The 25,957-nt window shown below is 38.5% G+C and carries 38 protein-coding genes; 10 read left to right on the top strand and 28 right to left on the bottom strand.

The window, feature by feature from the left end:
• The first annotated feature begins 157 nt into the window (after nt 1-157).
• Nucleotides 158-514 (top strand): helix-turn-helix domain-containing protein, encoded by a 357-nt coding sequence (locus ACQV1I_RS25040; protein ID WP_438770101.1) that lies wholly within the window; start codon nt 158-160, stop codon nt 512-514.
• Here the strand turns inward: ACQV1I_RS25040 and ACQV1I_RS25035 are convergent, their stop codons facing one another.
• The 3 genes from ACQV1I_RS25035 to ACQV1I_RS25025 all read right to left on the bottom strand — a co-directional run bounded on the left by ACQV1I_RS25035 (nt 515) and on the right by ACQV1I_RS25025 (nt 2,281).
• Nucleotides 515-643 carry a hypothetical protein gene (locus tag ACQV1I_RS25035; RefSeq protein ID WP_438770099.1) on the bottom strand — a complete coding sequence of 43 codons (129 nt, stop codon included), beginning with the start codon at nt 641-643 and terminating at the stop codon, nt 515-517.
• Between the two features lie 208 nt (nt 644-851).
• Nucleotides 852-1,022, bottom strand: coding sequence for a hypothetical protein (locus tag ACQV1I_RS25030; protein ID WP_438770097.1), 171 nt, complete (start codon nt 1,020-1,022; stop codon nt 852-854).
• Between the two features lie 29 nt (nt 1,023-1,051).
• Nucleotides 1,052-2,281: a helix-turn-helix domain-containing protein gene (locus tag ACQV1I_RS25025; RefSeq protein ID WP_438770095.1), complete on the bottom strand. Its 1,230-nt coding sequence runs from the start codon at nt 2,279-2,281 to the stop codon at nt 1,052-1,054.
• A gap of 312 nt (nt 2,282-2,593) precedes the next feature.
• Here ACQV1I_RS25025 and ACQV1I_RS25020 point away from each other — a divergent pair, with 312 nt between their 5' ends.
• Nucleotides 2,594-2,935, top strand: a complete 342-nt coding sequence (locus tag ACQV1I_RS25020; protein WP_438770094.1) for a helix-turn-helix domain-containing protein — start codon at nt 2,594-2,596, stop codon at nt 2,933-2,935.
• Nucleotides 2,936-3,583: 648 nt separating this feature from the next.
• Here ACQV1I_RS25020 and ACQV1I_RS25015 read toward each other — a convergent pair.
• The 4 genes from ACQV1I_RS25015 to ACQV1I_RS25000 form a co-directional block, all read right to left on the bottom strand.
• Nucleotides 3,584-4,096 carry an accessory gene regulator ArgB-like protein gene (locus ACQV1I_RS25015; protein ID WP_438770092.1) on the bottom strand — a complete coding sequence of 171 codons (513 nt, stop codon included), beginning with the start codon at nt 4,094-4,096 and terminating at the stop codon, nt 3,584-3,586.
• 727 nt (nt 4,097-4,823) lie between these two features.
• Nucleotides 4,824-5,489 (bottom strand): hypothetical protein, encoded by a 666-nt coding sequence (locus ACQV1I_RS25010; RefSeq protein WP_438770091.1) that lies wholly within the window; start codon nt 5,487-5,489, stop codon nt 4,824-4,826.
• A gap of 270 nt (nt 5,490-5,759) precedes the next feature.
• Nucleotides 5,760-5,810 (bottom strand): putative holin-like toxin, encoded by a 51-nt coding sequence (locus tag ACQV1I_RS25005; RefSeq protein WP_231504337.1) that lies wholly within the window; start codon nt 5,808-5,810, stop codon nt 5,760-5,762.
• 185 nt (nt 5,811-5,995) lie between these two features.
• Entirely contained in the window at nt 5,996-6,703 is a 708-nt protein-coding gene (locus ACQV1I_RS25000) for a hypothetical protein (protein WP_438770089.1), read from the bottom strand.
• A 122-nt stretch (nt 6,704-6,825) separates the two neighbouring features.
• Here ACQV1I_RS25000 and ACQV1I_RS24995 point away from each other — a divergent pair, with 122 nt between their 5' ends.
• Nucleotides 6,826-7,041 carry a hypothetical protein gene (locus tag ACQV1I_RS24995; protein ID WP_438770087.1) on the top strand — a complete coding sequence of 72 codons (216 nt, stop codon included), beginning with the start codon at nt 6,826-6,828 and terminating at the stop codon, nt 7,039-7,041.
• 472 nt (nt 7,042-7,513) lie between these two features.
• A complete protein-coding gene (locus tag ACQV1I_RS24990) occupies nt 7,514-8,299 on the top strand; it encodes a hypothetical protein (RefSeq protein WP_438770086.1) in 786 nt (261 codons plus the stop codon).
• A gap of 31 nt (nt 8,300-8,330) precedes the next feature.
• On the opposite strand, the gene ACQV1I_RS24985 is transcribed toward ACQV1I_RS24990, so the two are convergent.
• Complete coding sequence (locus ACQV1I_RS24985; protein ID WP_438770084.1) at nt 8,331-8,930, bottom strand: replication-relaxation family protein; 600 nt, start codon at nt 8,928-8,930, stop codon at nt 8,331-8,333.
• Nucleotides 8,869-9,891, bottom strand: coding sequence for an FtsK/SpoIIIE domain-containing protein (locus ACQV1I_RS24980; RefSeq protein WP_438770083.1), 1,023 nt, complete (start codon nt 9,889-9,891; stop codon nt 8,869-8,871). Before ACQV1I_RS24980 ends, ACQV1I_RS24985 begins: the two co-directional genes overlap by 62 nt.
• Before the next feature lie 409 nt (nt 9,892-10,300).
• On the opposite strand from ACQV1I_RS24980, the gene ACQV1I_RS24975 reads away from it, so the two are divergent.
• Both ACQV1I_RS24975 and ACQV1I_RS24970 read left to right on the top strand, forming a co-directional pair.
• Nucleotides 10,301-10,525 (top strand): helix-turn-helix domain-containing protein, encoded by a 225-nt coding sequence (locus ACQV1I_RS24975; RefSeq protein ID WP_438770082.1) that lies wholly within the window; start codon nt 10,301-10,303, stop codon nt 10,523-10,525.
• A 295-nt stretch (nt 10,526-10,820) separates the two neighbouring features.
• On the top strand, nt 10,821-10,949 hold the full coding sequence (locus tag ACQV1I_RS24970; RefSeq protein ID WP_438770081.1) for a hypothetical protein: 129 nt from the start codon (nt 10,821-10,823) through the stop codon (nt 10,947-10,949).
• Here the strand turns inward: ACQV1I_RS24970 and ACQV1I_RS24965 are convergent.
• Nucleotides 10,946-11,233 (bottom strand): hypothetical protein, encoded by a 288-nt coding sequence (locus ACQV1I_RS24965; protein WP_438770080.1) that lies wholly within the window; start codon nt 11,231-11,233, stop codon nt 10,946-10,948. The genes ACQV1I_RS24970 and ACQV1I_RS24965 overlap by 4 nt on opposite strands.
• 226 nt (nt 11,234-11,459) lie before the next feature.
• Here ACQV1I_RS24965 and ACQV1I_RS24960 point away from each other — a divergent pair, with 226 nt between their 5' ends.
• The 4 genes from ACQV1I_RS24960 to ACQV1I_RS24945 all read left to right on the top strand — a co-directional run bounded on the left by ACQV1I_RS24960 (nt 11,460) and on the right by ACQV1I_RS24945 (nt 13,585).
• Nucleotides 11,460-12,587, top strand: a complete 1,128-nt coding sequence (locus tag ACQV1I_RS24960) for an Alp7A family actin-like protein (protein WP_438770078.1) — start codon at nt 11,460-11,462, stop codon at nt 12,585-12,587.
• Between the two features lie 10 nt (nt 12,588-12,597).
• Complete coding sequence (locus tag ACQV1I_RS24955; RefSeq protein ID WP_429829014.1) at nt 12,598-12,999, top strand: hypothetical protein; 402 nt, start codon at nt 12,598-12,600, stop codon at nt 12,997-12,999.
• Nucleotides 13,000-13,104: 105 nt separating this feature from the next.
• Nucleotides 13,105-13,359: a hypothetical protein gene (locus ACQV1I_RS24950; protein WP_438770076.1), complete on the top strand. Its 255-nt coding sequence runs from the start codon at nt 13,105-13,107 to the stop codon at nt 13,357-13,359.
• Between the two features lie 22 nt (nt 13,360-13,381).
• The gene (locus ACQV1I_RS24945) at nt 13,382-13,585 is read left to right on the top strand and encodes a hypothetical protein (protein WP_438770126.1); all 204 of its coding nucleotides are present in this window, start codon (nt 13,382-13,384) and stop codon (nt 13,583-13,585) included.
• A 120-nt stretch (nt 13,586-13,705) separates the two neighbouring features.
• Here ACQV1I_RS24945 and ACQV1I_RS24940 read toward each other — a convergent pair whose 3' ends face one another.
• From ACQV1I_RS24940 to ACQV1I_RS24855, 18 genes are all read right to left on the bottom strand, one after another.
• The gene (locus ACQV1I_RS24940; RefSeq protein ID WP_438770074.1) at nt 13,706-14,389 is read right to left on the bottom strand and encodes a DNA-methyltransferase; all 684 of its coding nucleotides are present in this window, start codon (nt 14,387-14,389) and stop codon (nt 13,706-13,708) included.
• Nucleotides 14,390-14,475: 86 nt separating this feature from the next.
• Nucleotides 14,476-15,099: a glycoside hydrolase family 73 protein gene (locus tag ACQV1I_RS24935; protein ID WP_438770072.1), complete on the bottom strand. Its 624-nt coding sequence runs from the start codon at nt 15,097-15,099 to the stop codon at nt 14,476-14,478.
• Nucleotides 15,099-15,350, bottom strand: a complete 252-nt coding sequence (locus ACQV1I_RS24930) for a hypothetical protein (RefSeq protein WP_278430018.1) — start codon at nt 15,348-15,350, stop codon at nt 15,099-15,101. Before ACQV1I_RS24930 ends, ACQV1I_RS24935 begins: the two co-directional genes overlap by 1 nt.
• Before the next feature lie 2 nt (nt 15,351-15,352).
• Nucleotides 15,353-15,619, bottom strand: a complete 267-nt coding sequence (locus tag ACQV1I_RS24925; protein ID WP_278430017.1) for a BhlA/UviB family holin-like peptide — start codon at nt 15,617-15,619, stop codon at nt 15,353-15,355.
• Between the two features lie 98 nt (nt 15,620-15,717).
• The gene (locus ACQV1I_RS24920) at nt 15,718-15,849 is read right to left on the bottom strand and encodes a CD1375 family protein (RefSeq protein WP_278430016.1); all 132 of its coding nucleotides are present in this window, start codon (nt 15,847-15,849) and stop codon (nt 15,718-15,720) included.
• Nucleotides 15,846-16,007 carry a hypothetical protein gene (locus tag ACQV1I_RS24915; RefSeq protein WP_278430015.1) on the bottom strand — a complete coding sequence of 54 codons (162 nt, stop codon included), beginning with the start codon at nt 16,005-16,007 and terminating at the stop codon, nt 15,846-15,848. The genes ACQV1I_RS24920 and ACQV1I_RS24915 overlap by 4 nt, the downstream gene beginning before the upstream one ends.
• On the bottom strand, nt 16,004-17,701 hold the full coding sequence (locus tag ACQV1I_RS24910) for a hypothetical protein (protein ID WP_438770070.1): 1,698 nt from the start codon (nt 17,699-17,701) through the stop codon (nt 16,004-16,006). Before ACQV1I_RS24910 ends, ACQV1I_RS24915 begins: the two co-directional genes overlap by 4 nt.
• Nucleotides 17,701-18,372, bottom strand: coding sequence for a phage tail-collar fiber domain-containing protein (locus tag ACQV1I_RS24905; protein WP_438770069.1), 672 nt, complete (start codon nt 18,370-18,372; stop codon nt 17,701-17,703). The genes ACQV1I_RS24910 and ACQV1I_RS24905 overlap by 1 nt, the downstream gene beginning before the upstream one ends.
• On the bottom strand, nt 18,359-18,934 hold the full coding sequence (locus ACQV1I_RS24900) for a phage tail protein I (protein ID WP_438770067.1): 576 nt from the start codon (nt 18,932-18,934) through the stop codon (nt 18,359-18,361). Before ACQV1I_RS24900 ends, ACQV1I_RS24905 begins: the two co-directional genes overlap by 14 nt.
• Nucleotides 18,921-20,045, bottom strand: a complete 1,125-nt coding sequence (locus ACQV1I_RS24895) for a baseplate assembly protein (RefSeq protein ID WP_438770065.1) — start codon at nt 20,043-20,045, stop codon at nt 18,921-18,923. The genes ACQV1I_RS24900 and ACQV1I_RS24895 overlap by 14 nt, the downstream gene beginning before the upstream one ends.
• Nucleotides 20,046-20,048: 3 nt before the next feature.
• Nucleotides 20,049-20,363: a GPW/gp25 family protein gene (locus ACQV1I_RS24890; protein ID WP_438770063.1), complete on the bottom strand. Its 315-nt coding sequence runs from the start codon at nt 20,361-20,363 to the stop codon at nt 20,049-20,051.
• Between the two features lie 10 nt (nt 20,364-20,373).
• On the bottom strand, nt 20,374-20,775 hold the full coding sequence (locus tag ACQV1I_RS24885) for a phage tail protein (protein WP_438770061.1): 402 nt from the start codon (nt 20,773-20,775) through the stop codon (nt 20,374-20,376).
• 1 nt (nt 20,776) lies between these two features.
• On the bottom strand, nt 20,777-21,199 hold the full coding sequence (locus ACQV1I_RS24880) for a phage baseplate assembly protein V (RefSeq protein WP_438770060.1): 423 nt from the start codon (nt 21,197-21,199) through the stop codon (nt 20,777-20,779).
• Entirely contained in the window at nt 21,199-22,218 is a 1,020-nt protein-coding gene (locus ACQV1I_RS24875; protein WP_438770058.1) for a phage late control D family protein, read from the bottom strand. The genes ACQV1I_RS24880 and ACQV1I_RS24875 overlap by 1 nt, the downstream gene beginning before the upstream one ends.
• Nucleotides 22,219-22,223: 5 nt before the next feature.
• Entirely contained in the window at nt 22,224-22,439 is a 216-nt protein-coding gene (locus ACQV1I_RS24870; RefSeq protein ID WP_438770057.1) for a tail protein X, read from the bottom strand.
• Nucleotides 22,429-24,801 carry a phage tail tape measure protein gene (locus ACQV1I_RS24865; RefSeq protein WP_438770055.1) on the bottom strand — a complete coding sequence of 791 codons (2,373 nt, stop codon included), beginning with the start codon at nt 24,799-24,801 and terminating at the stop codon, nt 22,429-22,431. The genes ACQV1I_RS24870 and ACQV1I_RS24865 overlap by 11 nt, the downstream gene beginning before the upstream one ends.
• A 212-nt stretch (nt 24,802-25,013) precedes the next feature.
• Nucleotides 25,014-25,415, bottom strand: coding sequence for a phage tail assembly protein (locus ACQV1I_RS24860; RefSeq protein WP_438770053.1), 402 nt, complete (start codon nt 25,413-25,415; stop codon nt 25,014-25,016).
• A 13-nt stretch (nt 25,416-25,428) separates the two neighbouring features.
• On the bottom strand, nt 25,429-25,950 hold the full coding sequence (locus tag ACQV1I_RS24855) for a phage major tail tube protein (protein WP_438770052.1): 522 nt from the start codon (nt 25,948-25,950) through the stop codon (nt 25,429-25,431).
• Nucleotides 25,951-25,957: the final 7 nt, after the last annotated feature.

The raw sequence follows: 25,957 nt of genomic DNA, 5'->3' as shown, positions 1-25,957 counted from the left end.
ATCACATCCAGTACTCGATTCGCTATCTATTTATATAATAAGTTAGCGAATCGCTAACCGTCAACTACAAATTGAGAACTTATTTCAAGTTTTTGTTTGCAGTTTGCTAACCTATGAAATAAAATGAGAGGTAAGTGACGATAAGGGTGTAGATAAAATGAAAAAGATATTTGGAAATAGACTTCGCGAATTACGCGAAATGAGGAATTTATCGCAAGAGGAATTTGGAGAACGTTTTGAAATATCAAAGGTAACAATTTCTGGATATGAACGTGGCATGAGAACCCCTTCATTTCCTTTATTAGTCGAAATGGCAGATTTTCTGGAAGTTAGTACCGACTATCTTCTGGGTCGGACAGATGAAAAAACACCTCCGAACAAAATAGAAGTAATAAAAGAAAATGCAAGATTGCTCAATAATGCATTGGTTAACATGGATCAAGAGGAACAAGAACGCTTTTTTCAAATTATGCAAGTTGCTGTAGACGGAATTAAATCAAAAAGCCGCCCGTAATCATGAGGCGGTTTTTTCCTTTTTATTTTGAAATTCAATTAACAAAGCTTCTATTTGTTCTGTTGAGCAATAATTCACTAAGAACGATTGTAATTCTAGTCTGCTGTAATCATCCCGAACTTTTTCCATAGTACAGATAACCCCTTTTATAACAGAACATTAGTTCTTTTAATATAAAAAATATCCCTATTCTCCTGAATCGATTATTTAAAAAGAAAATAGCGACGGTTTTATTTACCTGTCGCTATTTTATACCAAATATGTCATTTTCGTCTGTAAAGTGATAACAGTTTTTTAGGCAAAACACCTTACCGCTTTACAAAAAGTGTTAATGAGGTTAATTGCCTTCAACGGGCCCGTATAACACTATTCCCTTTGTTTTCACACTAGAATATAATTCAGGTTCTTTATACACATTTCCTTCTACGGGGCCAGCGAACGCAGCAGAGCTTGCTGACACGATCCCTATTAATAATGCACAACCTAGTGGAATAATTTTTTTCAACATCCTGAACAACTCCTTTTTTTAGTAGATACCTACATTGTAACTGATGGGAGGAGCTTATCCAGAATAAAATTTCGAGTTATTTTATATTCATCTTTTAAATGACTATTCTTTAATTTGAGATCAATCATAGAAATATCTCCGCTTTGGAATGAGTTCGATTTCAAAGCATTTAATAACGCTTTGTTTCGTTCTAAAAGTAATTTTTCTTCATCATACATTCCCCAGACTTTTGTCTTGGCTAAGATTAACAACTCTTCTGTTTTTCGATTATAGCTTTCGGCCTTTTTTAAATCGCCCACTTTTAACGCTGCCATGCTCATATCCGTATAAATGTTAATCCTCATTAAGTCATGTTTAGGCAAAAGTTTCAGACTTTTATTCCAATATACATTTGCCTCATTCAAATTTCCGCTTAGGTAGTAAGTCCGCCCCAAGTTTATAAGTGCAGCTCTTTTTAATAATTCATTCCCCTCTTCATAGCATCTTCTGAAATACTCAGCAGATTCCAAAAAGTTTTCAAGTTGTAGACTTATAAGCGCATGTCTAAGAAAAATATTTGCCCTTTTTCTCAGCAAAGTATTCCCCATGTATTCCAACGATTTCAACGATATTTTGTATGAATCATATGCATTCCCACTGTAATAGTGAGCAGTAGCATATTCATACATCAACACAGCCAATTTATTTTTATCTGAATTTAAACTATCCTTTATTACTTCTACAATCCTGATAAAAGCATCAAATTGCTTTCCGCATTTATATGAAATGTCATAAAGAGAATCTAGTAAATCAACAAATTTATTGTCTTCCAGATCCGAAAAGGCATTAATGACAAATCTTATTTTTCTGTGGTTTACCTTTTTCCTTAATTCCAAGTCCCACATCATCACTTGGAATACACAATTAACAGCAGCTTCAACATCCCCTGCTTTCAAAGATTCACGGATTAATTTCTTTATCACCCTTCGAGCTAATTGGTAATCCTTTAAATAGAATGATTGGGTTAAGTTCTCTAACTCCTTACGATCTGTTTGAACTTTAAAATATTGATCAATTATCTCACTGGATTTAAAAAATAAAAAAGCCTTTGCAATAAACTCACTTTTAGGTAAATTCTGTCCAGCTTCGGTTTTTGCGATAGTTGTCCTAGATACTTGCAACTGTTCTGCTAGTTCCTCTTGACTCAGTTTTACATTCTTTCTCAAAGATTTTAGACACATACCAAAAAATCTTCGACTGTCAACCGTTTCTTTACACATAATCACTTCTCCTTTTTAAGGAGCAAAAGCCTACGTCCAAGTTGATGGCAGGTATTTCTTTTAATCTACCACTTGTCCCAAAATGATAATGACTGTAAAATAATGTTTGCTGACGGAAAAGTGGCTTAGCCCGCCACCAAGATACATCCTTGGTGGTAAAAGTGTTTGCATAGCTCGCAACTATGCAAACCCCGTTGGCATTTTGCTTTTTTAGTAGTTTTTTGTATACTATAATGAGAACTGCGTGTTCACATTATAAAACTTCATAAATTTCATGTCAAATTTTTCAAGCGATAGAGCAGGTGAATTCTAATGGAATCAATCGGGCAAAGATTAAGCACTCTAAGAAAGAGCAGAAAAGTTAAACAGCAAAAGCTAGTCGATCTACTAGAAATATCACGTAGATCGTATTGTTATTTCGAAGCAGATCAAAGGCCAATAAATCTTGCGCAGATAATTAAGTTAGCTAATTTTTATGGTGTTTCAGTTGACTATCTAGTTGGTAGAATCGAACCAGAAATTTTCGAACTAACCGACGATAAATTCTTGACAAATTCAAGTGTTTTTCATGTTGATGGTAAACCTCTAACGAAAGAAGATCTTCTTTCGTTTATTACTTCTGTTAGAGAAAAAAGGGAAATATCTAAAGAATAGTTAAATCCTTGATTAGTTAAACTTTACCATGAAATTTACAATTAATATGTATCAATGGACCCCTGGGTCAATTGATATTTACTTTTATGCTCAGTTGATGTATAATACCCCGTTTTTTCATACTAGATATAAACATAAAAAAACCACCTTCATTCAGGTGGTTTTTTTGATAACCCTTTTAGAAACTGCCTATACTTTTGACGCGAGGCCGTTGTGTAGGTCCCGTCGGGGAAATAGACTTTAACCCCATACGGAGTGACCTCTACTTTATCTATGCTTTTTAAATTTGTGACATTCGTTGTGTCTAAGTTTGTAAATCCGTGTTTTTCTAGGCAAATGTTATATCCCTCTAATGAATTCACTGGAAGGAATAACCCCATTTTAGTGTTGTAGGCAACGGTCGTATCGTTGTACTTATCAATAGTGTATAAATCATCAATTGACAATTCCACGTATGCTGACCTGTCGCTCCTGTTGCCTGACGGTTTCACCCCAAAAAACTTTATGTCCCCCATAATCAACTCTTACTTTCTTAATTCTTTAGGTGCAACTGGATTACCAATACTAACCTTAGCAAACTTCGCGTAAACCTTACCTAAAGTACCTAATCCCTTTGAGATCGTTGTCGCAAACTTCTTCATCTGTTCCTCACCTCCTTTTAGGGATCAATAATAGTGATTGAATTAAAAAAGACAAAGCTACAACCTGCGAAGACATTAAAAAATTAGATGCAACTATTAGGACAGAAGCTCCTTTTAATAATTGAGTTCGACTTTTGGAAATCGTTCCTTCTTCAAAGCTTCCATTAGGTGCAAAAATTAGTACAAGGATAACATTTAATATATTTGTGATACTCGTATACTCTCGAACTGGGACATGTGGAACCACAGCTATGATTGCTGTTGTCAACACAAAACATGTAGTTAAAGTCTTTGCATGATACCCTTTCGAAAAAATACGTAGAGCAATAAAGCTGATCATCGCAACAATTGTTTCAGCAAATTTATTTGTTAAAAATCCAATCAAGAGAGAAAAGAATAATATTAGTAAATAATTAAGAGTAATGGACAATGAATAAGATAATACTTCCACACTTTCTTTTTTTTCTGGATCGGTAGCATGAATCTTAACTGCAAGAAAATGGGATAGTTTCTCAATCATTGGTCATATCCTTTTTCTCCAATAGTTTAAGGAGAATAACTAAATACAGAATAAACACAGGAATCAAGCTAGTGGGGTTGCCGTCATAAGAAATCAACCAGTTTGTTACAAATAAAAAAGTCCCCGTTGACAAAAATACCATTACCATTATAAGCACTCTTAACATTGTCATGTTAGTTCTTATATGAACATCTTGTGGTGGAACCATAATAAATGAAAAGCCATGATTGTACCTGTAGATTAACCAGGCTACACCAAACACAAATATATGAGTTGCCAACTGTATTATGTAAGTACCTAAGTTTGCAAGTGCTTGTCCGTCTGCGAATGAGACTATACCTGTCCATAGCAAAACAAGATAAGTGCTATATTGCACAATAAAAAAACCTAGATACCCTACAGTTGCCAATACGATGCCGTCAAATAGTCTCACCTTTAGCATATATCTAAGGAATAGCACAAGTATCGTGTATTGTACTAAACCATCAATGGTGGGTATGTCAAGTATAGCCCTGTTTAGATATGACACTAGTGATGCTGTAAGGGACATGATTAATAGCTCTTTTTTATAAGTCAAAGGGAATCGAAACGCCTTGAATGCCAGAACCAGTATCGCTAGAATATCAATGCTGCCTAAAATTATGTATAAAAGAGTGTCCATTGTATTACCTCAATTTTTCGTTGTATAAAAGTTAACCTATAAATATCTCGCAATAGATCCCCTCCTTCAGATCGACTCGTAATCTTGTTTGTGTAAAAGCCATAACAGAATAACAAGTGGGATTACTCCATATGCAAATACCATAAATAAATTAGCCTGGCTTAGCACATACAAGTAAGTGCTCATTACAAACACCACTAATCCCGCTGCTACAATTAACAAATAGGATAGCATGCTCTTTTTCAACTTGTAGTTCAAGTTATGTGGGGGCTGAGACATAAAACTATAGCCCATGTTTAGCTTTTTCACCAGCCATGCTACGACTACCACCAGAACATCTACAAGAAGCTGTATAAGCATCATTTTTAGTCCTGTAAAATGGACTAAATCATCGAGAGATACTACATTTGTTTTTAAAAACAGTGATAATGCCACAACTTTAATACAAGTAAAGATTGCGCAGCCAGCAGCTGTAACCAATGTAGCCTCAAATACCCTAAACTCAAACATTCGTCTAAAAAATACCACTAACATTATGTACTGAATGATGGCATCGTACTGAGGTATATCCAGTATAAACCTATTAAAATAAGAGATTAGTGATAAAACGCTTGCAATTAGTAAAAAATCCCTTATATAGCTTAAAACCGGAAACCGGAACATCCTAAAAGCAATAATAATAATAGCCATTTGATTAATTGTACCGATCAAAAGGCTTAACAAAATATCCATATTCGTTCCCCAATACTAATTTTATCACTACTAGTAACATTTTACCTCCACTACTGGTAACAAGTCACTATTGACTTTTCAAATTTACTTGAACTATATTTGATCAAAACTCATAATATGGTATTATATTGGTACAAGACTGCATACAATAAAAAAAGACCGCAGGTGCTCGAACACCTACGGTCGATACAATAGACTGTCCCTTCAAAGGGGCGGCTCAAAAGACTTGTTGAAGAAATAGACTTCCCAGGGTCCTTAGCTCAAGGGAGGTCATTTCTTTTTTAGGTAGGTAAGCAGAGCTAAAATGAACATGCCGAACATGAACATCAAAGTCAACGCTTGATATACCTCCATACCCTCACCCCCTTCCCTATCGGGATAAAAGAGAGTGAGCCGCCCCCCTTGAGAGAGCCATCTATTGTATTAGGAAAATTATAACAGCATTTTGGAAAACTAAATAGCTTATGAACACAAAAATAAACGCACCCTCTCGGATGCGCTCTTTTTTACCTAGGAATTTTTCCGTGCGGATCACGGAAATCAGTAACTAAAATACTTTTACCAAAGTTATTAGTTGCGTAAATAGCAGTGAATTGTTGATCTTTTATAAACCCTTTTAGCTTGAATTTGTAAACCTTTGCATTATTCCAAGTCCAAATTTCACCTTGCTTTTTTGGAGGGATTTTGACAGTGAATGTATCTTTATAGGTGGCTTTGCCACCCCATTTCGTTCCTACCTCAGCTTTAAAGAAATCTTCAAATCCCCCACCTACAGATATTGAGGTTTCGGAATATGAATCCCGCTCTATCGTGCGAACCCACTCAAAATCCTTTTTTGTTCTATTTTCCGTGTAATCTACTTCATATTCGTGCTTCATGGGCCCAACATATCCTAAATACTCATAATCCTCAAAAAGAGCAGGTTGAATCCCCTTTCTTTTTTCAATATCTTCGTCGTTTTGTTCGATAACGTCAGATTCTTTTGCAAATCCATTCTGTTCCATAAATTTTTGAGCCTTATCAGGATCGTCGATGTAAATAACAGGTACTCTGTCTCCTTTTTCACTCGTAATGTATTCAATCTTATCTGGTACAATGCTACTTTCGCTTAATGCAGCTGGTAAATCATTGGCTTGAACATTGGTACTTGTCCAAGGAATGGCGACTCCAATAGATAATGCAGCCACTACAGATAGTGCTACTAATTTTTTCACGGTATAAATTCCTCCAATATTGTAAAATTTAAACATTTTTATATTAGCATACAATAATTGGATATTCCAGATCATTTGTAGTATTTTGATTATATTCCGTATTTAGGAGGTATTGAGATTTTATGTTTAAAATAGGTGTTGCTTTTCTTTTTGGGGCGTTCTTTCAGTTATTTCTGGCTATGGTTTGTGGCGAATGGTTCGCGTTGGAAGAATACAAATTCACTAGTAGGTATCACCCTTATTCTCTTGATTCTTTCTACACGCTTTTTTACTGGGAATTAGCAATAAGTGCGGTAATAATTCTACTCTCTTTCTTCATCAAAAAAGAGCCGAAATAAAAATATATCCCCAGATGTGGATATATCAAAACACAAAAATGCGCCCTATCTCCCGAAAACGAACGGGGGGGGCGCATTTTTCTCGTGTATGTCATAAAAAAGTTATCCACATGTGGACAAATCTTCTTGTTCGATGGTAAACTAAATCTATCAAAATTGAATCGGATAAAGCAAAAAAGCCAACGGGATCACTTAGGTCTGCAAACCTTCATGATTCTGTCCAAACCGTCTCGCACACGGTGAACAGGCAATTCTGCTCCATTGACTTTTTCCTATTTGGTGAAGCCTCGCTTCTGTTGTTTACACTACCATTATAACAGATTTTTGGTAATGTATACAACGGGAAAAAGTTGTCTTTTTCTGTCGTGCCCGTGGAGTATGAATATTAGCTTACAATTAGTAGGCCCTGATCACCCGAATTTTTAAACCGGTGTCAGGGCTTTTTTGATCTCCGAAATAAGGAGAATCAAAAATGAAATTTCTCAAACAATACAGCCTATTTGCAACTAGAGAACAGATGGACTATGCAATCATGATGCACATGAAAACATGTGGAAAGAAATTTAGTAAGTCTGCTATTAAAATCAAAGATTATATTGCTAGAGTAAGTGCCTACAAGACGCATCCTGGTGTTTGCCGTTTAAAAATCGAAACTATCGCTATTGGAACAGGAGTCAACAGGCGAACAGTTGAAAGAGCTTTAAAACTAATGGAAGAAATCAGGATGTTAAAAAGAATTGCTCAGATCAACCCAAAACGAAAAGGAAAAGCGTCAAATATTTATGTGTTCCAACGTTATGTAAAAAAAGAAGTCGCATCGAATTTGTCGGATCGACCAGATGCAAAGAACCCTATTGTAAAAGGGAATTCAGTATCGAAATTTGATTCTAAAACTAATATTCCTAATTCTACATACAAGAACAGTAATAAAGAATACGTACCAAACCAACGTTCAAAAGAAAAATTACCTTGGTATATTCCAAAAGAACTTGCAAAAGCTTTTTCTGTAGGATTCAAGCAAGTATCTGATATCAAAGAAATATACAAACGGTTTGTTATGTTCAAAAAATCCGAAGGTATAGTAAATAATGAATTTATTATGCCTATTGCTTTGCAAGCATGGGAATATACTATCAATGCTTATAGATCAAGCAATAGACACTGGTTGATTGACCGTTTTTGCCAATGTTTCTACGGGACTTTGAAAAAAATATACGACTTGCAAATAAAGGTTATGTGTGAAGAATGGTCAGTTTGACGCAGGTTCTAGTTATTCGATGGAACAGGTGTTACCGCAAATCGGAATGTAATAGCACTTCTGATTTCAGCTTATTGAGCATGCCGCGAAGTTGCTTTTGTCGATACTCTGTCGTAGTTACGAATTGGATAATTGGAAACTGGCCAAATTGTTTCTGGAATCCCCCACTCTCGCGCAGTTCTTGATACAAGGTAATTTTCTGTCTGTTAACTGCCATTGATTGAGTTAAATCAATTTCGAGGAAAAAATACTGCTCCCTTTCCTGGTATAAGGCATCCGGAACTAGTGTTTTCCCTTGCCATTTGATAGCCTGCTCATGCTTCCAAAATCCAGGTCGGGCCCAAATGTACACTTCATTTCTTAAAAGCGTGTGCGTGGCTGTAAGTGTCTTTCTACGGACTTTTTTTGACCCGATAGCTTTCCTTCCACTAGCTGAGAGGTAATAGACTGACTCATCAAGGCGAAATGAATTCAACATCCCGTCCATATCAGTTAAAATGCGATGAGTGTTTCGCCTGCTTCCTAGACCATGAAGACGCTGAATCTGGCTTGTAGTTAAGAACCCCAGATCATCCAAGGATAAGAGTATCTGCGTCCAGCGAGATTGCTTCTTGATGGTTGCTGTGTTCATTAGGTTCCCTCTTTTCAACATTTTTTAGGAGTTCTTTCGCCTGTTGATAAGACAAGAAGAATGTCTGTATTTCATTATCTTTTCCCTGTTGGAAAATAGCTCGCCCTGGTATGTCGGGAAGATCGGAAGCTTTGTCATTATCCAAGATGATACGAGACTGAATGCTATCTCTGGTTCTAAAAGCTATTGTCGTGGCCACATTGGTTTTTATGATGCCGTCGATAATATCAGCACTTGGTCGCTGGGTAGAAAGAATCATCGTGACACCAGCAGCTCGCCCTTTTGCTGAGATTGTTGTTAGCTTTTCTTTAATGGCTGCCTTTACTTCCTTGTGTGGATCTGTACGACCACTGGCTCGAAAGTCTGACAGCTCATCGATAACTAAAATTATTCGTTTCCCTTTCCATTCCTGAATTTCTTTACTAGCCATCCATTTGAGTCGCTGGTTCATTTCTCGCTCGACTGTCTCCATCACCTGGTATACCTCATAAAGATTTATTGCGAATTCTTTGACATGCCTAAACTCACGAAATAAACCTAGTTCAACACCGCCTTTCAAGTCGCACAAATACATATCCGGTTTAGGCCCTGTTGAAAGGGAGGTCAAAACTGATCTCAAGAATACACTCTTTCCACCACCACTTATGCCAGCATTCAGTAAGTGTGGATAGGCTCCAGCGAAATCATAATAGATAGTCTCCCCTCTCCGATCTACTCCAATCGGGATACGCCAACTATGGGACTTTTCATAGGTGTAATTAATCGTTCTTGGGAGTCCTCGACTATAAACATCCATAACCAATCCAGTGCAATGAGAATACTCAAAATGGACATCGCGTTTTAGAGCCTCGGAAAAGGCGTCCTGTTGCTTTATAACTTCTTTTGTTGTAATTCCTTTCGGCAGATATAAACGCACTTGTACGCCCCATGAGCGCCTGGGACAAGCTGTTATTTTTGGCAAATGAATGAACTCTCCTACTTTCACAAAAATTCCTCGACGTTTGCACACTCTTAATATTTTGTCTTTAATGTCATTCTCTTTCTGAAACATTGTGGCTATTCCAGCAATTGAGGCAATTCCTAATGCAATAGCTGCTGATGAAGAAACAGTAAAAATAGGAATGATAAAAACCTCCTAACTACTAGTAGTATTTCAACTAAAAAGAATACTATTGAACACGCAATAAACCGGATATATCAATGGTTTTCACAATTTGTGGGAGTCTTCTTTAGAGAAACATTCTTCGGAATATTCTTTTGTATGTTCTAAATGAATGCCGTATGGATTGTCCAAAATTCCAACTTTTTTTCAAAAATATTTGTATTAAATTTCTAAATTAGGTCAAGGATGTTGTTGAGGTGATTTAGAAATGTTTGGACTTGGCAAGAAACGAACAAAATTAGGAAAGTACCTGGATAATCGAGGTATGAGTCAAGAATGGCTATCCAGTAAATCTAAGTTGAGCCGTGAAACAATTAGTCAACTATGTTCTAAAGAAAATAAGTTGCCTACGATGACAACAGTAAAGAAGATTCTTCAGGCTTTACGCCAAGTAGATCCGAAAGTGAAACAGACCGATTTTTGGGATATGTAAAATTAAGGTCGAATGTTCTACAATATTTGGTTAACATTTTTATCTATATTTTTCTTAAATAATAGAATACAAAACATACCTAAATTGAAGTTTGTATACGTATGTAGGAACATAAGGGTCATTAAAAATGTTGTATTTACAGGCTTTTTAAACAATTTATCTTAAATAAATAAGTTGCCGATGAAACGTTACTATACAGCCCCACAGAGTAATATTTGTGGCCATATTTTTACGGAGCATCTATGAACGTAAATAACCCTGACCTACAAGCCAGGGATAAAAAGGAGAAATTGAAATGAAATGTACAGTATGTCGTGATAAGACAACTAAAAAAGGATTAACAGTGCGCGCTGGAATGTGCAAAAAGTGTGCAGAGATAATGCGTAAATCAGTTAAGTATTGGAAGAAAACAGGGGTCCTCTAATCTAAAAACATATACTCAACTTTATTATTTACCACCACAGGAGACACATAATATTTTTGGGTTTTGTTGTATTTATCTTGGATGGCTTTAACCGTATCAGGACTGTTAAGACAGATGTCTATTAGGAATTCCGCAAGCTTAGTTTTTGTCATTCCACAGCTTATTGCAAGTTTCACTAACTTGTCGTGAGTATCAGCATCCAACTTAGATAAGATGGGATGCTTTTTATCTGACCTAACTTTTCTATTACGTGTATTTCCTGCCCCTCCCCCACTCGTTACCATTTGTTTAAAACCCCCTTTCCCGCCTGTTATCTCACTTAATGATTTAGTGATTTAATCGTTTAATCATTTAATCAATGTGTATGTAAAGGATAAGAAAGCTATGACAAATAGCTTAAAAATATTTCGCTGATATAAAACGTATACAAAATGTATACATGCCTATTGACAAACGTATACGTTTTGTATACATTAGAAACAGGAAAGAAAATTTTGGAGGGGTTAGAATATGAATTATGCAGCAATTGATATGGGGAACTATTCTTTGAAAGGAATATTTGAAAGAGGAACAAAAGTTAATCGCATTCAGATACCAAATGTTATTGCTGAAGCTGAAGTGGATAGAGATTACATTGAATTAGAGAAAAATCCTTTGGATGGGATACATGTTGAAATAATAAGTTCCGCTCTTTCTAAAGGGAGAGGCTGCTATGTAGTAGGTAATCTAGCGACTAAATATCATAACAATGACGAATTAACCATTGATTCGAAAAAAGGAGAAAGCGATCAACCTATCATTTTATTGCTTACTGCAATTGCATTAGATGCTGTTGAAAACGCTAAAGCAAAAAATACTATAAAAATTGAAACAACCTACCATTTATCTACAGGTTTGCCAATGAGCGAAGCTAAGAAGAAGGGCTCTCGCAAGGCATTAAGAGAAAAATTGAAAAATGGTATCCATGAGATTCGCTTTTTGGATACCCCTTTGTATTCTGGTAAAATAGTACATACGTCGTTTGATGAAGTCTTGGTATCATCAGAAGGTCAAGCAGCTACTATGGAATTGACTGTAAACGAGGACGGGACTTTAAAAAATGAAGACTTGTCCAAAATGACATATCTAGTACATGATATCGGTGGACTTTCAACGGATATAGCTGTCGTTGAACCAAACGGAAATGTAGATAACGTAAATAGTCATGGAGAAAAAATTGGGGTAGCTCCTTATTTGGACAATATTATTCGAGAAGTAAGAGAAGTGTATGGTTATGTCTTCCGTTCTCGTAAAGATTTAGAAGAAATCATTATCTCTCCATTACCAGAAATTAAAGGTCATATCTTTTTGAATGGAAATCGTGTCGACATTCAACCGATCATTGATAAACATTTAAGACCTATTGCGATCGAAGAGCATAAACTTATTAGAATGACGTGGAACAATGTTCCTAATACCCGCAAAGCCCATTTGATAGGGGGAGGCTCTATCATTCTTGAAAGCTATATTAAAGCAGAAAATGAAAGAGACAAGAAATACCCTCTATACTTTTTTGATGCCGAAACTTCTATTTGGATGATTGTAAAAAGTTACATGCATATCCTTAAATTGTATTTAAAACAAAAACAATCCGTATAAGGTGGTAAACATGGGCAAGAAAGTTAAACCGGTTGAGGCTGGTGATATTGTTACTTTTAGATTACCAGTTAACACACCAGAAGAAGTGCTGAATCACCTGACAAAATTAAAGGAATCAAAAGAATTTGGAAAGGAATCTAGCAGAGCATACGTTAATGCATTCCTGGATGAATTGGATGATTCTCCAAAGGTTTCTTTGATTCTTCCTGATACATTGCCTGTAGATAAAAAACAATGGATAGAAAATAAGGAGTCTCAAAGAATCCTTGGAAAATGGTTATATCAATTACTAACTCAAAATACAGTCGGGCCGATTGATATTACTGGAGAAGAACAGCAATCATCTATTGAAATGCCTGCTCCAGTGCAAAATTTGTTTGATGGAATCATGGCAGGAATGGAAGATGATTAGAAACAGACAGCATCGATAAAAAATCGGTGCTGTTTTCATAAGGAGGCAACGGGCCATAAAAAAAGGAACCTTTAAAAAAATCGATAGAAAGCAGGGTGGAAAAGCATGGATCAACCGATAAAATTTGAAAAAATGGAAGAACATTTATCTACTTATTTTGAGAATGGATACACAATATTAAGTGACATAATCTCCGAGCAAGGTGATTTAAGAACCGTTATTTTACGTGGGCCTTACGATGAAATTAAATATACAGTGATGTTACTGAGAAGTTTTAAAATGGGGGATATAGAGGACTTTTCAAGTACTATTATCACAAATCAAGATGTTGAAATCCTGTCTGCTTATTTCAATAACTAAAGGAGAAGGGATGGGATTACCTATGAAGTTTGGTATGCGAAAGCCTAGCCTTAAAAAGAGAATATCAGCTCGCACCAGCTTGAAACGTCAAATCGCTCACCGCGCTGGATTGAAGATGCCAAGAGGTTGGGGATGGCTCAGAAATCCTAAGAAGTATGCTTATAATAAGGCGTATAACAGGACTACGTTTGATATATTTAAGGTGATTAGAAAGTTGTTTAAATAAAAATATTTTTAGACAATATAGCACGAATTATCTATGTGAATGAGGAAATTAAAAAACTAACAGAAATTTATCAATACAAACACCCACAAGACTATGATGAAGAATATTAAAAAAAGCCTCCTATAAAGGAGGCAATTTTTTTCTACTACTTGCTAAATTAAAGTAGTTTTCATCTATTTCAAAGCCTGTTATTTTACGGCCAAGTTTGTTTGCCGCTTCGACTGTTGGACCAGAACCCAAGAAAAAATCTGCTATCGTTTCACCTTCCTGGCTACTGTTAAGAATGATGTCTTCCATAAGTTTAGCCGGCTTCTCGGTGGGATGAATGGTCTTTTGACCTGCAATTCGTGGCAGTGTCCAGATGTCGGTAGCACGACGATTCGAAACACGACGGGCCTTATTCTTACCCTTGACAGCGAAGATGATGAATTCATGCTGATAGCGATATTGCCAGCCCATTCCCATGTGTACTTTGTTCCAGACCAAACAGTTCTTTATAGTAAATCCGACGCGCTGCATCCATAAGTACAAAAGGGGATACATGCGCCAATCGATACAAACGTAGATGTGTCTACCTGGCTTTAAAACCCTATACGCTTCTCGGAGCCATTGGAAAGTGAATCGCTGATAATCTCGTGGATGTAGCCGATCGTTTGCGATGATGCTAAATCTAGGCTTTTTGTTCTTTGTCATGTTTGTGCCCCCAAAACCTAGATTATACGGTGGATCGGCAATAAGTAGATCAATAGAGTCGTCTTGTAGGTGTTGTTTAGCTCCAGATATGCAATCCATGTTAAATATCATCATACCAGCTCCCATGATGTAGTAGATTATGTGTGCGTAGTAGGGAAAAGAAAAAGTGCCAGCTTTGGACTAGCACTTTCTAAGAACTATTTATTTTGTGCTTCCTGCCCACTAGCTACCCTCAACTCATCTGCCAATTGCCCGATCCTCACAGCCTCATCCTTCATATCCATTTGATTGTAAAAAGCCCATTGCCCCTGTAAATGGCTAATAATTTCGTTCGCTATTTCTGGTTTCACTGTTGTTTCCTCCTTATCATATTTAGCTAGACCATACTTTTCAATTAATCCAATAAGCTTACCTGGATAGCCCGGATCAGTAGCATAGCCGCCCTTGTGAATAGCGTGGCAAGCAGTCTTATAATCAGCACCTAGCACGCCATGATAACGTGTAGGCTTGTCTCTGGTACCGTTTAAGATTAGCTTCGAATGATCTGAAATAGACTCTCCCCAGTTGTTGTAAGCTCGGAAATTAGCTGTGATAGTTGTCCATTGACCGTTGTAATTCTCCTTTGTAGGCATAGCGCATACGCCTGCTGGTCCTGTACCTTTGATACCAAACAGGTTGTTACCTTTTTTAGTTAGTCCACTCTCTCCCCATGCTGATTCAAGGATAGCCTGAGCGATTGTAAGGGATGCAGGTATCTTTGTTTTCTTCATGTCAGCAACAGCACTTGGTGCTATCTTATCTATAAAGTCTTGTGTTTTCATTACTCTACATCTCCCTTCTGAAACGAATTTTTTACCCCTGAATGAATCCCGATGGCAGCCGTTGCCTCAAGAAACGCAATCTTTCCAGCCTCGAGTAAATCGCCCCCGTAGAGTAAAGCATTGATCGCATTATAAGCTACCGCCATCACAACAATAGCGAGAGGAATGTAATCGTTTGGGAACCAACTCCGCGTTTTCAACCATGCCCCTGAAGCCATCACTACCGCAATCACTATGCCTATCTCTATCATCCTCATCCCACCTTATCTTTTAGTTCTTGGACATCATTCTCCAGCCCGCTTAAACTGCGTTCAATCTGTTGTAATGTAGCTGTATTGCGCTCCAAATGGGTAACCATCCGTTCATTGTGCTCCATAAGCTTTGCTTCGCGTGTTTGAGCTTGTTTAACCAATCGAGTCTCGCGGTCTCTTCCCTCTTTTTTGGTAGAGAATAACAGCCAGACAAACAGAGCAGCGAACGGGCCCTGTTGAAGCAATGCATTCATTACACTCTCTTCCATGCTTCTCCCTCTCCTTATCCCCCCCTTTGGGGCAAAAGTAAAAAGGGAGCCTATCAGCTCCCCATGAAAAAACGCCTCTCCGAATGGGAAAGGCGTTTTTAAACTTCAGTTTTTTTGACCAGATACTCAGCTACCGGTACTTGATATGCTTCTGGCAGTGTTTCGATTTCGCGTCGACCTGCTTTAACCAAGACACTATAAACAGGTATCATGTATTCTTTAACCGTCATTTTTTCTCACCACCTTTCATCAGCTTTTTAATTTCAGCCAGCTCTTCCTCCAGGGACGCAATGGCTGCGTATGCATCAATCAATTCAGGACTTAAATCCTCCTGGTCAGTTCCACTAGCTATGTCAGACAACTCTTTACGATTGGACCACTTAATCAATCGAATGCCCCCCCAAACCCGCGAAGAATGATATCTTGTGTCGCTGTCCCTTTGCGGAAGACCATATGGATACCGATACCCCATTTGTCACTACTTTTTGCTTGATTTTTAAAAGCGTAGCCACGATTATAAATTACATTTGCAGTTATGTCCTCCCATACAGGGGACTCATCAAAAGCATTATTGGTGACCTTAACAAAAAACTCAGCCCCATTTGGGATAACAGCATCAAGAGTAATTAAAATCCGTTTCGCCGCAATGTCTGTGACAAACGGCTCTTTCAAAAAGTATTCAATCCTGCCTATCTTACGCTTAAAAAGCACATTACGGTATACAGTTGGATTGATATTATCCGTAGCTTTTATAACCAGAGAATATTGCGCTGGAGATGGCTGTAGCTTAGACCATGTATCTTTATCTAATTGAAATTCATTGGTCTTATTAGGCTCTGCCTTAAAATCACGTAGGAAAACGTTAAAACCGCCTCCAGTTTTCTCGCAACCCTCAACAATAGATATCTTGTCTCCATCGGGATCAAAAACTGAATATTTCACAGTTGGTGGAGTGGTAATTTCCCCTAAATCGAGTCCCTTATCTTGTGGATCTCCATCTACACTAATAACTGGTGGCCGGTTGAGGATAACACGGAAATTGCGTAAAACCGTTTCCGATTTTCCACCCTGATCATCTTCGGCCCATATATTAATACGATGGTCTATATTTTCGGCTAGGTTTTCGTTTGTGACATCAACTGTACCATCATATAAACGTTTGTCTTTAAATGTTAGAGTACTTGTGAAAGCTATCGCTGTACCGTTTGAAACGGCAGAGTGTAACGTCTTGATAGGTCCGTTGTTCACTTGATATTTAATGCCTACAACGTTCCCGTTATCAATATCCGTGGCAGTCCCTTTTAGGAGAATTTTTGATCCAGGATTTAATACCTGATTACTTGCTGTAGATACTACAATGCTCGGATTCGAGTTATCAGAGTACTCAACAGTTACGGTATATTGATAGTAATAGGCGTAGGTTCTTGTATCATATCCAGGTTTCGTAACAGAGCCACGGTAGTTTTGTGTATAGTTGTATACGTTTGTTGATGGTTCGGAGACTGTCCCCGAATAATAGCCAATTGCAGAATCTATCCAATAAATGTTAACTCGCCTTTTGCAATTACCGATAGACCTGGAACTAAGTCGCAAGGTCCCGCTATATCCACCTTGATTATAGGATATGCTGTCGGGCAAAGCGCTCACTACGTAACTGTATGCTTCCTCGCAAGAATTTCTTTCTGGACTCGATGCATTTCTTTCGGTAGAAACCGTCTTAGTTCTGCCGGGGATGCTATTTACTAGTTTTTGAGTCGCGCTTCCATCTTTACCTAGGGTTCCGCTATATCCATCGCTATTATAGGAAACGCTGCTAGGAAAGGAATTGGTTGAACTGGTCTGTGATGTACTGACCTCTTTGGTGTGAGACGATACATAGGAGCCGCCCGTTTGCGCTCTCCGTGAGTAAGAACCTCCAGATAGTGTTAATGTTACCGTCGAGCCGTTGACTTTATATGACACCACACCTGTGTCTACGGTTATCGATTTAATACTATTAAGGCCTGGCAAAGTCATGGTAACTGTTTGCGTACTGCTCGTGCTTTCTGAGAATCTCTTTACTTCTTTTTTTATCGTTGCCACTATAACACCAGCCTTTGGAGAGTGGAGTCATAATATCCATCTAGTAGATTAATTTCGTCAATGGTACTAAACATAATGGTAAATTTATTGTGTTTATAATTTTCCGGTAAGGCTGCTTCAAACAGGAGAATGCGGGCTCTTAAATCGTTGATGTCATGTTCGTATTCACTCCTGCGAATGTGTATAGACATATCATTGATATGTTCTTTAAATTGTTCCATAGTGACATATACGCTCTGTGTAATTTCAGCAGTAACATTCGCAACCTCCCCAATAATGATGTGTATCCCAATCATGATTTCATTGAGGCCTCCATCGATTGGAGGTAAATAATCGGCTCTTTCGCCAGCATGAGAAACACTGTATAGGATCTCGCCTTCATCTGGATCGAGGGCAAATACTCCTATTTCACGCAGGTAACTCCCCGTTGTCATTTTTTCATTAGTTATTGCAGCTTGTATCACAATTTGACCTTCTTTTACTTTTTTCAGTTCCAGAATAGGAAGTGATTCCGTTTCATTGATTAATTTGGTCAACTCTTTTAAATCACTACTAAATAGGTTCCCGTCTCCCACTGCCACTCTAGTAAATGTTAACGGTGTCCCCATTTGAGCCTTCGTTAAAAGAGATAAGCCTTTCTCTGTTAGTACAGGGTTGTTAAATTGGGCCATTTTGATCGCCCCCAATATTTATTTTTTTTGTGATTGTAATTATTTGGCCGTGATAAACTGTCAGCTGCTCATCCCGTTGAAAGGAAATAGATTCGAGCCAACTCCTTGTGTTTTTGACGGACTCTATCGCTCGTGCTAACGCCTTTAAGGTTGTTTTATCGGGTATTCGATCCTTTGTGATGATTTTAAAATGATAAGGCTTCCCTCCGTATTGGAACCATTCTTCTACCCTGCATTCATCGAAAGCCGCTGTGATTACTTGTTCTACCGCTTCAGGTGTCCCCTTTATTCGATGCCAAGCGATTGATTTCTTTACAAGTTCTCGTTTCTTCTCGATAGGTAGATTCTTATCATAAAAATCTACATGAAACGCCCAAGCCAGCTCATCAACAATCGCTTCTTTTTGTTGATCAATGGTATACAGTAGATTTAATGTAGGGATAGCCTTGGTCAAATTTGTTAGTTCTTGATCAAATGCTGTTGCGGCAGCTAGGACTTTCTTATCCGTTCGTAAATTTTGGGGGAGGATATCAACCAAACGAATTTGTTCAAGATTCAACATCTTCTATCCCCCCATATACAAGATTGACGGTATTAGCCGAGGCAAATTGGTGGCGGTATATCTTAGTAAATATGGGTGATCGAATATCAACGCGATAAGCGCCCGCTTGACGAACTTTAAGGATGAGCTCAGAAGGATTAATGTCTCTCCCTAATTTTTTTCTTTGCCACTCGATATAATCATTTACTGCCTTTTGTACCTGTTTCTTGATGTCCTCGGTTTTATCCATATCCTCCGTGTCAATCCAATAAGACATATCTATTTGGTATTTAATTTCTTCTGCAGCCAGCACTTGAAGTTTATCTGTCAAAGGACGGATTTTTCTATCATTACATTTAGCATAAACGGCATCTAGCATTTCTTTATCCGGAGCTCGCCCACGGGTTAGAAGTACCCTCAATTCTACAGAACCAGGAGAAGGAGAATTAACGTCAACATCTTCTATATCTGGATGAGTTGTCTTAGCCCAAAATTTGTAGGCCCCATCAGGGCCGGCTGTCGAAAATGATTCTGGAGCTTCGCGAATGCGTTCGCGATATCGGTCATCGTCCTCACGATCTGCGCCCCCTTTACTTTCGATTATATTTTGAGCTCGCTCGATCCAAGGCAGAGGGTCGACAATTTGGTTAATTTGATTAGGTAGAAAATTATTTCCTAAAGTTCCAGGCGTTAGACACTCGCATAAAACATCTATATAATCCTGACCAGGCGATATTTTCCCTTCTTCGATTGTGGCAAAAAACAAGTTGCCGTCTGGACTAATCCTGGTCCCTTTAGGGATGCTTACAACTTCTGGCTGAGGAATCGATAACCACCATCTCACTTTTGTTATGGCAGGTATTTCGGATAAACGCGGTGTATTTACCAAAATTCCGATGTGATCCAGGACATCATCGCGCGAGTATCGGAGTAAATTTTGTTTAGCTGTATCATTGATTAACGTTTGTTGATGCACGATGATGTTAGAAATGGTCAACAAAAAAAGCCGTACCGGATCACCTGGAAACAGCTTTCTATCTGTTATCGATTCGTATAAATTAATAATGCTGGCCGTAATTTTATTTGGGTCTGTATCGATAAATTGTATATCTGGTAATTCGGATAAACGCAACCGTCACACCTCCTCTTGTAAGACAAATCGAATATGAGGAATAAGGCGACTAGACGGATGATCTTGTGTAAAGGTTATCCTTGTTACTTTTACGCGAGGCTCATATTTTTGTATGGCTGCTATTATATCGGCTGTTACATGAGCCTTGCTTATTTCGATAGGATAGTCCACAAGAGACGGGGTAATGCCGAACCCTCGATCAAGTGAAACGCTGCCTTTAAAGATAGAGCAGATCATTCGCAAATTTTGTTTGATCTCATCTAATCCGGTTGCTCCAAAATCGATGTTTTCATCATCCAATGTCACTTCATGCTCCACTGGTCTTTCCTCATTTCCTCATGTATTCTTCCAAAGTCACATCGGCTATTCCAACAAGCACTCGACCTTGGCCATCAATTACAGGCATTTTTTGCACAACATTTGTAATCACCCATTGATCTCGCCCGATCGGGATACCTCCAATGATTAATGTCTCAGCCTTTCCAGATCGACACCAATCAAGCAATTGATCCATCTCTTCCTTTGGATTCATACCGAATCTTGCGTCGAATCGTACTGTAAATCCGAACGTATCAAGGTTAGGCCCTAAAAATTCAGAACGTGGCTTTTGGCCAAATCGTTCATGCGGTGTCCATCGAGCAGAAGCCGATCGCGAGATGTCAGAAGGGGTACGATTCTTATCAATAGAGACTTCGAAAACAAGGCTTCCATAACTCCCTATTTGCCCCATCTTATCCTCCTCCTGGTTGATTCACAATTAACCTTCCGTTAATCACAACGGTTCCTTCCGGATTAGGAAGGTCAATTGTCAGTGTGTGACTTTTTCGGTCGTACTCAATTGATGTTCCATCTCCAAATAGCAAGTGCCGCTTATCTTTGTCTTGTATAGCTGAAGGTGGTGGATCTTCTTTGTTGAAAATCGTTCCTAAGATAACACCCTGCTGATTTCCTGTAGGTAGAAATAAACACCAAACCATTTCATTTACATCTGGCAGCCAGTAATCTTTATTTGATAGAGATCCACGTCCAAGCATTGGCAATTCAGAAGAAACGAGATCATCCCGATCATCAAATAAGACCCTTGCGGTGCAGCGTTCCGGATAAACGACCGAAACACGGCCTACACGAATTAGATTTTTTAACAAGGAATCCATTAGTATCCCTCCAAACAGCGACGCAGCTCTAAGCTAGTTTCATACCCACTAGATTGCGTATGGGTAGCTTGTGTAATGATATATTTGCCATCGAAGGTTCCGAACCCATCCAATAGAACTGTAACCCCTGCGACAAACCGGTGATTTCCTACCATTCTAAGTGATACTTGAGTAGCTTCTCTATTTGCTTCCCGTAGCTTCTTTTTGGCAAGCCGTAGCGCCTCACTTACGCTATTTACTCGCTCATTTATTTTAAGGACTCTGCCCGTTTTAGGAGCTTTTGGTGGTGTAAATGTAGCTGTATTTTTCTTCTTACTCTTCGGTGCAAAGTAGGTAACTGTACATGCTCGATACATGCCCGTTGTTTTTGTGCGACCTTGATATGATTTCAGCTCGGATTTATCTCTTTTTAATGTTGCAATTGGTTTACTTTTTTCGTATTTTTCTTCGTCGAAAATATTTATTTGTGTACCGCTTACTTTCAGGCATAAGCCAGCATCATTACATAGTCGTTGCAGGAATACTAGGTCTGTTTCTTCTGTTTGCTCGATCCTGTCATAGCTAGGGTTATCTTTGGTATCAAAAAATAGTTTTAGACCTGCTTTTTTTGCCTTCTCCTTGGCTATTACGGACAATTTCGTTTTTTCCCAGGCTTTATTTTTCTTTTCGCCTCGCAATGATGTAGTTTCTGGAACTGAGATTCCTTTAATCGATACGGTAGAGGGTGGATACTTAATCTCTATTTCATCGATTTCAAAAGAGCCCAGTGGTAAACCCTCTTTGACTCCATCCTTATCCCAGTTATCCCTTTGAATAGTTGCTTGTATTGATGTAGAGAGGTCAGGAAGCCACTTTCCACTCCATAGTTGATCAACGTTTTCTAGGGTTAGTTGTAGATCATCCGCTTGGCCGCTAAGGTTGTCGGTGTAAGTCCAACTTAACAGATGAGGGAGTAAATCAACCGTCAAATCCTTTTTTTTGTATATGACTTTTAGTTTTGCACTTCTTGCTTTTGTCACAGTTTCTAGTCCCCCTCATACTTCCAAGGTGGTAAATGTTCTGGTATCTGAGATGTATCTACATCAGGGATAACCAAATTTATATTAGCTGGAAAAACTACTATATCCTTGTGTTCCGGATTAGCTGTAATTAGAAGATCCATATAGTATTCACTACCTAATAGATTCCAAGATATAGCGTCCCACATGTCTCCTTGAGAGGTTGTATAGTTACGTGGCATAGGATGTCCTCGCTTTCTGTGCACTCCAATCATTCATTTGTCTATGAAAGTCTTCAGTAGCGTCATTTATGCCCGCTCTCACCTGTTCCCGCGTCTCTGGCCCACCGCCATTTATGGTAACTTCTGCTTTAAAATAGACATTTACTGGCTGATTGCCTCCGCCTCCCATGGATGGAGAGGAACTGAGTAGAGCATCGAGTTTCGATAGAGGCAACACAGCTTCGCTTTCTGCTCCCTCACCGATCATGGCCAAGGTCGGGCCAGTTGCAATCCCTCCTGTAGCCAGCATTGGAATTTCAGGTATGCTCATGCCAAAGGTTTGGCCGCCCATTCCCGGAACCCAATCAGGAATTTCGATCGAGATACTACTAATGCCCTGTAAGGCTGCGTTTATGACTCCGATAGCTGCGTTTATAGGAACTTTGATTAATTCACCCAATGAGGAAAATACCCCTTCAAAAATACCTCTGACCCCTTGCCAGGCTTTTCCCCAATCCCCTGAGAACACCCCGGTAATGAAGTCCAAGACACCGCCAAGTGTTGTCATTAAACCGTTGAAAACCCCGCTAACTCCGTTAATAGCACTAACTACGACCGATTTAATAACAGGGAACGCAAAATTAAAAGCACCAACCAATCCATCTATAATGGGCTTAGTCACATTAAAGATAGATGATACGGTGCTACCAATCTTACCTGCTACGCTTATAAAAGTTGGCAACATTGACGAGAATCCTCGCGAGATGGCTGGAGCAACGTCATTTGCAATAAAACCAAAGACCTTAGAAAAGATGGGCCATAGCTTGGATGAGAGATAAAATCCAATAGGCAGGAATGCTTTTGATATTTTGGTGGCTGCATCCCAAACACCTATTCCTACAGATTGAAAAACAGGTAACACTTCCATTACGGTATTTTGAACAGAATCAAAAACGCTACTGACATCAGGTAGAAGGCTTGTCCAAGCGTTAATAAAGTCGTTTTTTAAATCCATGATGTTAGTAAATACATTTTGAACACCCGTTACAAAAGAAGATGCATCCGAGTCGTTGAACCCGAACATTTTTGCATAGTTAAACACGTTGCTTTGTATTTCGATTCCAAATCCATTAGTAAACAGGTCTTGTACCATGCTATATCCTTGACCGATTGCACTGCCAACACTAGTAAAGAAACTTTTTACCTTTGGAATAGCACTGCCAAACCAATCGCCAAAACCTTGAAGTAACGGCAATGCGATGTCTCCAAGTGGGAGTATAAATTCTGTCATGAGTTGCCGGCCGATTCCTTGAAAAGCTTTGCCTACGGTGTCATATTTGATAGACGTAACTTCATCCATTGTTCCCTTGGTCATATCGAACTGACTTCTTGCGCTACCCATAGCTGCAACTACATCTTTCTCCAGGTCTTCGAACATCGTACCGAACAATTGAACCCCGATAGTATTCTTTTTAACAGGGTCCTTCACCTTAGAAATAGCAGCGACAACCTGGGTAAATGCTTTCTGTGCATTCGGCCCACCACGCGCAAAGGTTTGGGCCATCTTATCAGCATTAAATCCAAGACTAGTAAACGCTTCGTTTGTGCCCTTGGAATCATCTTTAACCCGTATACCAAACTCTTTTACTGCATCCCCTACTTTGTCCAAATTAAAAGCGCCAGACTCTAGTCCAGCGCTGAATGTATCAAACATTTGATTGGCGGTAAATCCTAACGTATTGAAATAGGGTGCGTATTCATTCGCAGAATCAAGTAACTCATCAGACTTGTTTAACCCCTTCTGAGCTCCTTGGGCCAATAGATTAAATGCCTGGCTGCTCGTGATCCCAAAATTTTTGGCCATAGTGTCCGAGGCTTTTATCGATTCTCTAATATCTTCACCAAAAACATCTCGATACACGATAGCGTTTTTGGTAGTTTCTTCAAGGGCTGCCCCTTGCTTTTGAGTAACCTGTTTTGTAAGGCTAATAGCATTAGCAAGGTCATTCCAATCTTCACCCAAGTTTTGATTATACAAATTTTTTGTTGATGCAGATAAAGCCGTCATCTCTTCTTTACTTGCCCCAGTAGAAGCACGTATTTGAGCCATGGACTCCTGGAATCCACCAACTGAGCTAACGAGATTTGAAAAGGTATCCGCTACACCTGTAACAAGTGCATAGGCTCCTGTAAACTGGGCGACCTTCGAAACCACACCACCAAAGTTACTAACTGACTTGGAAAGCTTTGAAAATGCGCTTTCTGTCTCTTTAGCATCGTCACGGATACCTTTTATTCTACCTTCTGCTTTCTTAAACACACTATTAAAGGCTGGACTGATTTTTCCACCAAGTTCAAAGGTTGTTTCATAAACTTTAGCCATTTATCTTTTACCCCTCCTTCGGGGTGAGGACTTACTTGTATTCGCTTGATTCTTTCTCATTTTTTCTCTTTTTTTACGAACCGTTTCTTCAGCTATAACCCATTCCTTTAAGTCGAAGATTGTTTCATTTAACCAATCAATCGGGCTGGAGGAAGGAATAGAAGAAGACAGGATAACCGCTATTACACGGATGCCCTGTCCGATATCACCTTCTATTCCCGTTGAATTAAAAAATTTTCAGCTTGCTGGGTGACATAAGTAAAGTCCTTACCTTTCAGAGACTCGATAAGATCAGGAACCACACCAGTAGCCTTAGCTGCTACCGCAATTTGATACGAGAGAGACAATGCTCGTCCAGGATTAATATCTAAAGGATCTAATCGACGTGCTAATTTAGAACATTGAATCAAGTCTTTTCCATTCAGATCATCAAAGTTTAGGTTCAGACTAGTTACTGTTTCCCCGTCAAATTGAATTGGTTTAACTAAGACATATTTTTTTGGATCTACCTCTTCTACCATATCCTCTTTAATATCAGGTTTTTTGTTTTGTTCAGGTTTTTTGTTTTGTTCAGGTTTTTTATCTTGTTCAGGTTTTTTATCTTGTTCATTCATATTGATTCCTCCTCTACATTCCCAAATTTGCGCGTATTTTTGCGAAAAAGTCCGTTCCATCAATAACACATATCGAATTAAATTTATCTATTTCTAATTTTGTTTCACCGTTGTGGAGAATTTTGATATATACTACTTCGAGTTCATTAGAATTATCCATCGTAGATCCGACAGCAAAACTTCCAAGTGTCGTGTTTTTTGGAATACCCCTGATCGTGACCTTGAGTGGAACTTGATCGAATTTACCTGTTTGTTTATTGATTACTTGAATCGAACTGCGAAAATCAAGGTGATGGACTTCTGGTCTTGTCAGCTTAAAGTTTGCATTTTCTAAGACACGCCAGTTAATAGTCACGGTCATTGATCCATAATGACCTAGTATTGGAATATCAAGATCTCCGTTCAGACCAGCGCCGTTGATTGTTTCTGTCATAGACTCTAAATCTGGTAAATCAACATCGGCAGCGCCAAGATATTCGTTCCCATTTAGGTAAACACTGTAGTCATTTACAATTGCAGGGACTTGATCTAACATGTTCTTC

The sequence above is a fragment of the Brevibacillus sp. JB24b genome, assembly GCF_051713385.1.
Classification (GTDB): Bacteria; Bacillota; Bacilli; order Brevibacillales; family Brevibacillaceae; genus Brevibacillus_B; species Brevibacillus_B laterosporus.
Note: the sequence above shows the minus strand (reverse complement) of the source record. Positions and strands in the feature narration are given on the sequence as shown.

Excerpts from the sequence above, each read along its gene's own strand:
- ACQV1I_RS25040 (WP_438770101.1), top strand. The coding sequence starts at position 158 with ATGAAAAAGATATTTGGAAATAGACTTCGCGAATTACGCGAAATGAGG.
- ACQV1I_RS25035 (WP_438770099.1), bottom strand. The coding sequence starts at position 643 with ATGGAAAAAGTTCGGGATGATTACAGCAGACTAGAATTACAATCGTTC.
- ACQV1I_RS25030 (WP_438770097.1), bottom strand. The coding sequence starts at position 1,022 with ATGTTGAAAAAAATTATTCCACTAGGTTGTGCATTATTAATAGGGATC.
- ACQV1I_RS25025 (WP_438770095.1), bottom strand. The coding sequence starts at position 2,281 with ATGTGTAAAGAAACGGTTGACAGTCGAAGATTTTTTGGTATGTGTCTA.
- ACQV1I_RS25020 (WP_438770094.1), top strand. The coding sequence starts at position 2,594 with ATGGAATCAATCGGGCAAAGATTAAGCACTCTAAGAAAGAGCAGAAAA.
- ACQV1I_RS25015 (WP_438770092.1), bottom strand. The coding sequence starts at position 4,096 with ATGATTGAGAAACTATCCCATTTTCTTGCAGTTAAGATTCATGCTACC.
- ACQV1I_RS25010 (WP_438770091.1), bottom strand. The coding sequence starts at position 5,489 with ATGGATATTTTGTTAAGCCTTTTGATCGGTACAATTAATCAAATGGCT.
- ACQV1I_RS24995 (WP_438770087.1), top strand. The coding sequence starts at position 6,826 with ATGTTTAAAATAGGTGTTGCTTTTCTTTTTGGGGCGTTCTTTCAGTTA.
- ACQV1I_RS24990 (WP_438770086.1), top strand. The coding sequence starts at position 7,514 with ATGAAATTTCTCAAACAATACAGCCTATTTGCAACTAGAGAACAGATG.
- ACQV1I_RS24985 (WP_438770084.1), bottom strand. The coding sequence starts at position 8,930 with ATGAACACAGCAACCATCAAGAAGCAATCTCGCTGGACGCAGATACTC.
- ACQV1I_RS24975 (WP_438770082.1), top strand. The coding sequence starts at position 10,301 with ATGTTTGGACTTGGCAAGAAACGAACAAAATTAGGAAAGTACCTGGAT.
- ACQV1I_RS24970 (WP_438770081.1), top strand. The coding sequence starts at position 10,821 with ATGAAATGTACAGTATGTCGTGATAAGACAACTAAAAAAGGATTAACA.
- ACQV1I_RS24965 (WP_438770080.1), bottom strand. The coding sequence starts at position 11,233 with ATGGTAACGAGTGGGGGAGGGGCAGGAAATACACGTAATAGAAAAGTT.
- ACQV1I_RS24960 (WP_438770078.1), top strand. The coding sequence starts at position 11,460 with ATGAATTATGCAGCAATTGATATGGGGAACTATTCTTTGAAAGGAATA.
- ACQV1I_RS24955 (WP_429829014.1), top strand. The coding sequence starts at position 12,598 with ATGGGCAAGAAAGTTAAACCGGTTGAGGCTGGTGATATTGTTACTTTT.
- ACQV1I_RS24950 (WP_438770076.1), top strand. The coding sequence starts at position 13,105 with ATGGATCAACCGATAAAATTTGAAAAAATGGAAGAACATTTATCTACT.
- ACQV1I_RS24945 (WP_438770126.1), top strand. The coding sequence starts at position 13,382 with ATGAAGTTTGGTATGCGAAAGCCTAGCCTTAAAAAGAGAATATCAGCT.
- ACQV1I_RS24940 (WP_438770074.1), bottom strand. The coding sequence starts at position 14,389 with ATGATATTTAACATGGATTGCATATCTGGAGCTAAACAACACCTACAA.
- ACQV1I_RS24935 (WP_438770072.1), bottom strand. The coding sequence starts at position 15,099 with ATGAAAACACAAGACTTTATAGATAAGATAGCACCAAGTGCTGTTGCT.
- ACQV1I_RS24930 (WP_278430018.1), bottom strand. The coding sequence starts at position 15,350 with ATGATAGAGATAGGCATAGTGATTGCGGTAGTGATGGCTTCAGGGGCA.
- ACQV1I_RS24925 (WP_278430017.1), bottom strand. The coding sequence starts at position 15,619 with ATGGAAGAGAGTGTAATGAATGCATTGCTTCAACAGGGCCCGTTCGCT.
- ACQV1I_RS24920 (WP_278430016.1), bottom strand. The coding sequence starts at position 15,849 with ATGACGGTTAAAGAATACATGATACCTGTTTATAGTGTCTTGGTTAAA.
- ACQV1I_RS24905 (WP_438770069.1), bottom strand. The coding sequence starts at position 18,372 with ATGGCCCAATTTAACAACCCTGTACTAACAGAGAAAGGCTTATCTCTT.
- ACQV1I_RS24900 (WP_438770067.1), bottom strand. The coding sequence starts at position 18,934 with ATGTTGAATCTTGAACAAATTCGTTTGGTTGATATCCTCCCCCAAAAT.
- ACQV1I_RS24885 (WP_438770061.1), bottom strand. The coding sequence starts at position 20,775 with ATGGGGCAAATAGGGAGTTATGGAAGCCTTGTTTTCGAAGTCTCTATT.
- ACQV1I_RS24880 (WP_438770060.1), bottom strand. The coding sequence starts at position 21,199 with ATGGATTCCTTGTTAAAAAATCTAATTCGTGTAGGCCGTGTTTCGGTC.
- ACQV1I_RS24870 (WP_438770057.1), bottom strand. The coding sequence starts at position 22,439 with ATGCCACGTAACTATACAACCTCTCAAGGAGACATGTGGGACGCTATA.
- ACQV1I_RS24865 (WP_438770055.1), bottom strand. The coding sequence starts at position 24,801 with ATGGCTAAAGTTTATGAAACAACCTTTGAACTTGGTGGAAAAATCAGT.
- ACQV1I_RS24860 (WP_438770053.1), bottom strand. The coding sequence starts at position 25,415 with ATGAATGAACAAGATAAAAAACCTGAACAAGATAAAAAACCTGAACAA.
- ACQV1I_RS24855 (WP_438770052.1), bottom strand. The coding sequence starts at position 25,950 with ATGTTAGATCAAGTCCCTGCAATTGTAAATGACTACAGTGTTTACCTA.